General features: G+C 70.4%; 6 protein-coding genes, 1 pseudogene and 1 riboswitch. Of the genes and pseudogenes, 4 read left to right on the forward strand and 3 right to left on the reverse strand.

The genetic code is table 11. The annotated features are described in order from the left end of the window. A partial coding sequence (locus tag I0Q12_RS31675) for an FAD-dependent oxidoreductase (RefSeq protein WP_231609817.1) occupies nucleotides 1-609 on the reverse strand: 609 nt, incomplete at its 3' end. Continuing rightward, nucleotides 607-721: riboswitch (TPP riboswitch) on the reverse strand. (Overlaps the previous gene by 3 nt.) A gap of 26 nt (nucleotides 722-747) precedes the next feature. Here I0Q12_RS31675 and thiE point away from each other — a divergent pair. Next, nucleotides 748-1,437, forward strand: a complete 690-nt coding sequence (gene thiE / locus I0Q12_RS01655) for a thiamine phosphate synthase (RefSeq protein ID WP_197250298.1) — start codon at nucleotides 748-750, stop codon at nucleotides 1,435-1,437. A gap of 4 nt (nucleotides 1,438-1,441) precedes the next feature. On the opposite strand, the gene I0Q12_RS01660 is transcribed toward thiE, so the two are convergent. Next, a complete protein-coding gene (locus tag I0Q12_RS01660) occupies nucleotides 1,442-2,290 on the reverse strand; it encodes an NUDIX hydrolase (protein ID WP_197250299.1) in 849 nt (282 codons plus the stop codon). A gap of 128 nt (nucleotides 2,291-2,418) precedes the next feature. Between I0Q12_RS01660 and I0Q12_RS01665 the strand changes: the two genes are divergently transcribed. Genes I0Q12_RS01665 through I0Q12_RS01675 form a run of 3 tightly spaced genes read left to right on the forward strand, consistent with a single transcriptional unit; the run spans nucleotide 2,419 to nucleotide 7,123 of the window. Further along, nucleotides 2,419-3,795 carry a hypothetical protein gene (locus I0Q12_RS01665; protein WP_197250300.1) on the forward strand — a complete coding sequence of 459 codons (1,377 nt, stop codon included), beginning with the start codon at nucleotides 2,419-2,421 and terminating at the stop codon, nucleotides 3,793-3,795. A gap of 17 nt (nucleotides 3,796-3,812) precedes the next feature. Further along, entirely contained in the window at nucleotides 3,813-4,757 is a 945-nt protein-coding gene (locus I0Q12_RS01670; RefSeq protein WP_197250352.1) for a glutamate ABC transporter substrate-binding protein, read from the forward strand. Between the two features lie 11 nt (nucleotides 4,758-4,768). Continuing rightward, complete coding sequence (locus tag I0Q12_RS01675) at nucleotides 4,769-7,123, forward strand: serine/threonine-protein kinase (RefSeq protein ID WP_197250301.1); 2,355 nt, start codon at nucleotides 4,769-4,771, stop codon at nucleotides 7,121-7,123. Nucleotides 7,124-7,222: 99 nt separating this feature from the next. On the opposite strand, the pseudogene I0Q12_RS31680 reads toward I0Q12_RS01675, so the two are convergent. Next, a pseudogene (locus I0Q12_RS31680) lies at nucleotides 7,223-7,920 on the reverse strand (acetate kinase); the annotation flags it as partial.

Genomic DNA, 7,920 nt, shown 5'->3' on the forward strand with positions numbered 1-7,920 from the left:
CCGCACCGGAAGGCCCGGCCACAACCGGGCCGACGCCGAACCCGCCGCGAGCACCACCCGGTCCGCGGGCAGTGCGTCGAGCGAATCGACCGCGGTGGCAACGAACCGCACCCCGGCCTCGACGCAGGCGCGATGCAGGGCGTCGACGAGGATCCTGTTGTCCACGGCCAGTTCCGTCGGGGCGAGCAACCCGAGGCGGATCCGCGGGCCGAGCGACGGCTCGAGCTCCCGGATCTCGGCACGGGTGAGCACCCGCATCTCGTGGCCCTGCGCCTGCACCCATTCCGCGACGGTGCGCAGGTCGGCGGCGTCGGCGGCATCCAGCGCGACAGTGAGGGACCCGTCCGAGGTGAACAGGTCACACCCGGTCGCGCGCTGCAACCGGTCCCCGAACTCCGGCCAGCGCGCGAGTGACGCCGCGCCCAGTTCCAGGACGTGTTCCTCGCCGGGCCAGCCCTCCGACAGCGGCGCGAGCATGCCACCGGCGACCCAGGATGCGCCCGCTCCGGGGGTCGGGTCGTGCACTGTCACGTCCCAGCCGGCGCTCGCCGCGCGCCACGCGATCGACAACCCGATGACACCGCCACCGACGACGGCTACCGTTCCCATCCTGCGTCCACCTCACTCCCTGCGCCGGCATGATCCGGGTCAGGTCATAACGGTCGGGGCCGGCAGGCCCCCTCTCAGCCCCGCGTTCCCCGGGACTCCCGTGTTGTCATCTCTCCCTCAGAGGTTACCGTCTGGGCTGTGACTTCCTATCGTGGCAACCATCCTTCACCTCGGGAACGGCTCGCGGACGCGCGTCTGTACCTGTGCACCGACGCCCGCCGGGACACCGGCGACCTGGCTCGATTCGCGGAGGAAGCCCTCGCCGGCGGAGTCGACATCATCCAGTTGCGTGACAAGGACTCGACGGGCGAGAAGAAGTTCGGCCGCCTCGAGGCACGCGACGAACTGGCCGCACTCGAGATCCTCGCCGACGCGTGCCGGCGCCACGGCGCACTGCTCGCCGTCAACGACCGCGCCGACATCGCACTGGCGGCGGGCGCGGACATCCTGCATCTGGGTCAGGGGGATCTGCCGGTCGCGCACGCCCGCAACATCCTGGGTCCGGACATCGTCATCGGCCGATCCACGGGCAGCCGCGCACAGGCGGCCCTCGCCGAGATCGAGGAGGGTGTCGACTACTTCGCGTCCGGCCCGGTGTGGGACACCCCGACCAAGCCGGGCCGCACCGCGGCGGGTCTGGAGGTCATCCGGGAGGTCGCTCAGTCGCATCCGACCCGTCCGTGGTTCGCGATCGGCGGGATCGACATCGAGCGACTGCCCGAGGTGGTCGCCGCCGGCGCCACCCGTGTCGCGGTGGTTCGGGCGATCACGAAGGCCGCCGATCCGCGTGCCGCGGCCGCTGCGCTGAAGGCCGGTCTACCTGCGTAACCGTCTACAGCCAGTCGAGGACGGTCGAGGGCGACAACGCGATCACCGAATCGGGCAGGCGCTCCCGTAGCCCGCGGTCGGCGGTCACGACCACCGTCACCTCCGACGTGAGGGTGGCGGTCGCCCCGGCGAGGCGGGCCAGTTCGTCGTCCCCGCTTCCGGTGGCGGCGTGCACCGGGATGCGGGCGTCCTCGACGATCGCGTCCCGGGCCCGGCCTTCGAGCACGGCCTCGATCTGCGTCACCCAGCCGAACCCGCCGTCGGGCAGTTCGAGGGTCCGGGGCAGCACCGCCGCCAGCTCGTTCAGCAGTGCCCCGGTCGCTCCCGGCCGGTCGCGCCACCAGCCGGTCGGGCGCGAGCCGAGCACGTTCGCGGTGTCGAGCAGGACCCGGACCACGCGGGTGCGCAGCGTCGGCCAGGACGCGGCGAACCCCGCGTGCAGCGCCATCGCCTCGACCTCGACCTCCGGCACCCATCGCAGTTCGGTGCTCTCGCCGTTGGGGACGGTGGCCAGCGGGATCCCGGCGTCGGCGACGACGGTCGTGTAGGTCCAGCCGCCGACGACCCCGGCGGTGACGCGCTCGGTTCGGACCGCAACCACCGACACGTCGATGCCGGTCTCCTCGTGCGCTTCGCGTACCGCGGCGTCGACGGTGCTTTCGTGGCTGTCGCGGGCGCCGCCGGGCAGCGCCCAGGTTCCGCCCTGGTGACTCCACGCGGCGCGGTGTTGCAGCAGCACCGCGGGCCGGCCGTCGGGCAGAGGCGCACGCAACAACAGCCCGGCCGCACCGTGCTTGCCCCACCGGCGATCGCCGTCGGGGCCGACGGCCCATCCGTCACCGTCACCGCGCATCGTGTCCGTCCTCCCTACCGGCCGCCGCGGGCTGTCGAACCCCTGTTCCGACGCACTCGCGCAGCGCATTCCTGTTCGTACTGCTTATATGCTCGCCAAGGACTGTGCAACACCGAAAGGGGCGATTGGTGGACCCTCGCCTACACCCCACGATCGACCCCGGCCCCGACCACGCCGAGCAGCGGGCCCCCGAGACACGGACCGCCCGGGTTTTCGAGCAGGGACGGTCGAGCGGCCCGCAGGTGCCCGACGATCTGGGTGCCGTGCTGCGCTCGACACCCGCCAAGCTCATCGTGCTCGGGACGCTCGTGTCGATCCTGGTGGCGATCTCGGGGTTCGTCGCGACCCAGACGGTGAGCAGCCGCAAGGCCACGCACGATCATCTGCTGTCGACGATCGAGCCGCTGGCGGACGCGTCCCAGGATCTCTACAGCGCGTTGTCCGTCGCCGACGCGGCGGCGGTCACCGGGTTCATCTCCGGCGGCATCGAACCGAAGGCCGTCCGCGAGCGGTACGAGCAGGCCGTGGCGGAGGCGTCGGCGCAGCTGGTCGCGGCGGCCATCGGTGCCGATGACGACCCGGACAGTGCCCGCCTCCTGTCGGGGATCTCCGGGCGGCTGACCGTGTACACGGGCCTGATCGAGACGGCCCGGGCCAACAACCGCTCGGGCAATCCGGTGGGCAGCGCGTACCTCGGCGAAGCGTCGAACCTCATGCAGACCTCGCTGTTGCCGATGGCACAGGAACTGCACATGCTCGGTGTCCGTGCCGTCATGGACACCCAGCACGCCGCGGTCCGGCCACCGTGGTTCTCGATCGGGTTGCTCATCGCCGCAGTGTCCGCGCTCGGCGGCATCCACCTGATCATCTCCCGCATCAGCCGGCGTGCCCTCAATCCCGGGTTGCTCCTGTCGATCGCCGCGACCGGCCTGCTGCTGGTGTGGCTGCTCGTCGCGGGGCTGGTGTCGTCGAGTGCGACGCAACGCGCCATCAGTGACGGCGCCGAGCCGCTCGGGACGGTCGCCGCGGCCCGCATCACCGCCCAGCAGTCCCGCACCGCCGAGACGCTGCTGTTGGCCCGGCGGGACAGCACCGGCGAATACGATGCCGCGTTCCGACAGTCCATGGCCCGGCTCGGCGAGCTACTGCAATCCCACCCGGGTGGAGACGCTGTCACCGACGATGCCGTGGCCCGTGCGATCGCCGCCCGCAACGAATGGATGGAATCGCACGAACGGACGGTGGCCGCTCTGCAGCGCGGTGACTACACCGCAGCGGCGGTCCTGGCGGTCGGTCCGGGTCCGAACGAATCGGCGGCCCAGTTCGCCGTCGTCGACGACGCCCTGGCCGAAGGCATCGAGGCGGCGCGCTCCCAGCTGCGTTCCAACGAGGACCGCGCCTCCCAGCTCTTGTCCGCGCTGGCACCTGCCGCGGTGGTGCTCACCCTGGTGTCGCTGATCGGTGTCACCATCGGATTGTGGCCTCGACTTCGGGAGTACCAGTGAGGAGCCGCGTGGCGCTGATGGTGGCGGCACTGTGCAGTGTCGTCGCCGTCGCCGGGTGCGCGTCGACGCCGGTGTCCCCGCTGCCCCGGGTCGAGGTCCCCTACAGCGAGGTGCCGCTGCCCGAACGCGCCACCTTGGCGCCCTCCCCCACTGCGCAACCGGAAATGCCCGACTGCGGGGATCCGACCGCGAGCCTGCGGCCCGACGGCGCGACGACCGGACCGACACTCGACGCGATCCGTGCCCGCGGCCGGCTGGTGGTCGGTCTCGACACCGGCAGCAATCTGATGAGCTTCCGTGATCCGGCCACCGGCCGCATCGCCGGTTTCGACGTCGACATCGCCCGGGAGATCGCGCGCGATCTGCTGGGGGATCCCGACCTGATCGACTACCGGATCCTCAACTCTGCCGACCGCGAGCAGGCGCTGCAGGACTCCACCGTCGACATCGTCGCCAAGACCATGTCGATCACGTGCGCCCGCCGGGAACGCGTCGACTTCTCGTCGACATACTTCCTGGCCCAGCAGCGGGTCCTGGTGGTCAAGGGATCGGACATCCGCAATGCCGCGGATCTCGCGGGCCGGCGGGTCTGTATCGTGCGCGGAACCACCTCGCTGACCCGCATGCAGCAGGTGCAGCCGTCGGCGTCGATCCTGACCGTGCCGGCGTGGGCGGACTGTCTCGTCGTCCTGCAGCAGGGGCAGGTCGAGGCCGTGAGCACCGACGACACCATCCTCGCGGGTCTCGCATCCCAGGATCCCAATCTCGAGATCGTCGGCGCCTCGATGGGTGTGGAGCCGTACGGTGTCGGCATCACCCTGGGCAACGACGATCTCGTGCGGTTCGTGAACGGCACACTCGAACGAATCCGCCGCGACGGCACCTGGGCGGAGTTGTACGACAGGTGGCTCTCCGTCCTCGGGCCGACACCGGCACCGCCCACCGCGACGTATGTGGATTGAGGGACGATCCGATGGCCGATACCGAACTCCCCGGCGGACCGGCGACCCAGCGCAGCCCACGCCCCGACGCGGCGGAGCCCACCGAGTCGACCCAGCGCAGCCCACGCCCCGACGCGGCGGAGCCCACCGAGTCGACCCAGCGCAGCCCACGCCCCGGCGCGGCGCAGTCCACGGAGTCGACCCGGCGTGCCTCCCTCCCGCCGACCGGGCCGTCGCAGCGCGGCTCGAGCCGCCGATCGCGTCCCCGTGGACTGCTGCGCCGGCGCATCGCCGGTCTCGTCGACGTCCCGGTTCCGGCGCCGCTCGATCCGGCGAGTGTCGTCCTGCGCGATCCTCGGGTCGCCGAGGGCAAACGGTTCTGCTGGAAGTGCGGAAAACCGGTGGGGCGCAGCACCGCCTCCGGTCCCGGACCCTCCTCGGGCAACTGCCCGTCGTGTGGCACGCCGTTCGAGTTCACCCCGAATCTCGCCCCCGGAGATCTGGTCGCCGGGCAGTACGAGATCAAGGGCTGTCTCGCGCACGGCGGGCTGGGCTGGATCTACCTGGCTGTCGACCGCAACGTCAGCGATCGCTGGGTCGTGCTCAAGGGCCTGCTGCACGCCGGCGACGCCGAGGCGCAGGCGGTCGCGATGGCCGAACGGCAGTTCCTCGCGGAGGTTTCGCACCCGAGCATCGTCCGGATCTACAACTTCGTCGAGCATCCGCGGCCGGACGGTGTCCCGATGGGATACATCGTCATGGAATACGTCGGCGGGCACACCCTGCGCGAGATCCTCGACACCTACACCAAACCGGAACGGATGCCGATCGAGCAGGCCATCGCGTACATCCTCGACGTCCTGCCCGCGCTCGGCTATCTGCACGAGATCGGACTGGTCTACAACGACCTCAAACCCGAGAACATCATGGTCACCGAGGAGCAGACCAAACTGATCGATCTCGGGGCGGTCTCGGGCATCGAGGACTACGGCTACCTGTACGGCACGCCGGGTTACCAGGCACCCGAAATCGTCCGCACCGGACCGACTCCGGTCACCGACATCTACACCGCCGGCCGGACCCTGGCAGCGCTGACGCTGGACCTGCCCGTCGACAAGGGCCGCTACGTCGACGGGCTGCCCACGACCGAACAGGCACCGTTGCTCGCCGAGTACGACTCGTTCCATCGATTGCTGTTGCGCGCCACCGATCCCGACCCGGAACGGCGGTTCCGGTCCGCCGACGAGATGGCCGGGCAGCTCACCGGTGTGCTGCGCGAGGTCCTGTCCCAGCAGACGGGCACCGAGCACCCCGGGCTGTCGGCGAAGTTCAGTCGCCAGCGCACCACCTTCGGCACCGATGAGGCCGTCGCGCAGACGGACGTGTTCGTCGACGGCATCGTCCGCGACAAGAACATCTCTGCGCGGGATGTGGCCGGGGCCCTTCCGGTTCCGTTGATCGATCCGAACGACCCCAGCGCGGCGCTGCTCGCCGCTGCCGTGCACAGCGAGCCCCAGCAGACACTCGACGCACTGCGGCACGCCCGCGACAACGGGCTCGAACGGGTCGTGGGCACCGCCGACGTCTCGTTCTCCCGCGAGATCGCCCTCGCCGAGGTCCGCGCCCACCTCGACCTCGGGCACGGGGAACGGGCCGAGGAGATCCTCCGCAATCTCGAACGCGACCTGGGCATGGACTGGCGGATCGACTGGCACGCCGGGATCGCCGCGCTGCTGCTCGGTGAATTCCAGACGGCGTTCGACCGATTCGAACGGGTGCTCGAGGCGCTACCCGGCGAGACCGCCCCGAAGATCGCCCTGGCCGCGACCGCGGAACTCATTCTGCAGCAATGGGAGAGCGACGATCCGGAGGCGTGGCGGCAGTTCTGCGAGAACTACTACCGGACGGTGTGGCGCACCGACCACAACATCGTCAGTGCCGCGTTCGGACTGGCCCGTCAGCTCGCCGACCGTCACGACCTGGCCGGCGCGGTCGCGACCCTCGACCAGGTGCCCGCGACGTCTCGGCACCACAGTGTGGCCAGCATGACGAGCATCCTGATCATGTTGCACGACAGACCGATCGACGACGTGACCGAGGCCGAACTGCGCGAGGCCGCGCACCGCGTCGACGCTCTGCCCCTCGACGAGGGCCGCGCCCTGCAGATGCGCACACTGGTGCTGGGCACGGCCCTCGAGTGGGTGCGCGCCGGCCATGCCTCCCGTAAGTCCCTCGATCCGATCCTCGGGGTCCCGTTCACCGAGAAGGGTCTGCGGAGGGGCACCGAGGCGGCGCTGCGGGCGCTGGCACGCAGCGCACCGGCGCGCACGCACCGGTACACCCTCGTCGACCTGGCGAACGCGATCCGCCCTCGCAGCCTCCTCTGACCGTGGCATCTGTCAACCGAACCCGCGCAGCCGGGGGATATCCGCGCGCAGCCGACAGCGCGCTGATGTCTTGTCCGTCGGCGGACCCGACGGTCAGCCCTACGAGGTTGTTGCGAACGCGGCCGCGGCCCGGGCGATGGCCAGTTCCTCGTTGGTCGGGATCACCAGCACCTCCACCTTCGATTCCGGCGCGGAGATGCGACGTTCGTCCCCTCTCTCGGCCGCGTTCGACTCGGGGTCGACGACGATCCCGAGCCGTTCGAGTCCCGCCAGCGCGTCCAACCGGACCTCGGACCGGTGCTCCCCCACCCCGCCGGTGAAGACGATCACGTCGACGCCGCCGAGTTCGACCATGTACGCGCCGAGGTACTTCCGGATCCGGTGCACGTACACGTCGTAGGCGAGTTTCGCGTCCGCGGATCCCTCCTCGATCAGCCGGATCAACGCCCGGAAGTCGTTGACACCGCACAGCCCCTTGAGTCCCGAGCTGTGGTTCAGCATGTCGTCGATCGCTTCGACATCCATACCGGCGCTGCGCTTCAGGTGCATGAGCACACCCGGATCGACGTCGCCGCAACGGGTTCCCATGGCCAGGCCCTCGAGAGGGGTGAGCCCCATCGAGGTGTCGATCGGGTGGCCACCCGCGATCGCGGCCGCGGACGCCCCGTTCCCCAGGTGGAACACGATCTGACCGAGCTCGGAGTAGTCGCGGCCGAGAAACTCCGCTGCCCGCCGCGAGACGTATTCGTGTGAGGTGCCGTGGAATCCGTACCGACGGATGCCGTGATCGGCCGCGA

Source organism: Rhodococcus sp. CX, from assembly GCF_015865005.1.
Classification (GTDB): Bacteria; Actinomycetota; Actinomycetes; order Mycobacteriales; family Mycobacteriaceae; genus Rhodococcus.

Bases quoted from the DNA above. Each gene is read 5' to 3' on its own strand.
- I0Q12_RS01660 (WP_197250299.1), bottom strand. From the start codon at position 2,290: ATGCGCGGTGACGGTGACGGATGGGCCGTCGGCCCCGACGGCGATCGC.
- I0Q12_RS01670 (WP_197250352.1), top strand. From the start codon at position 3,813: ATGGTGGCGGCACTGTGCAGTGTCGTCGCCGTCGCCGGGTGCGCGTCG.
- I0Q12_RS01675 (WP_197250301.1), top strand. From the start codon at position 4,769: ATGGCCGATACCGAACTCCCCGGCGGACCGGCGACCCAGCGCAGCCCA.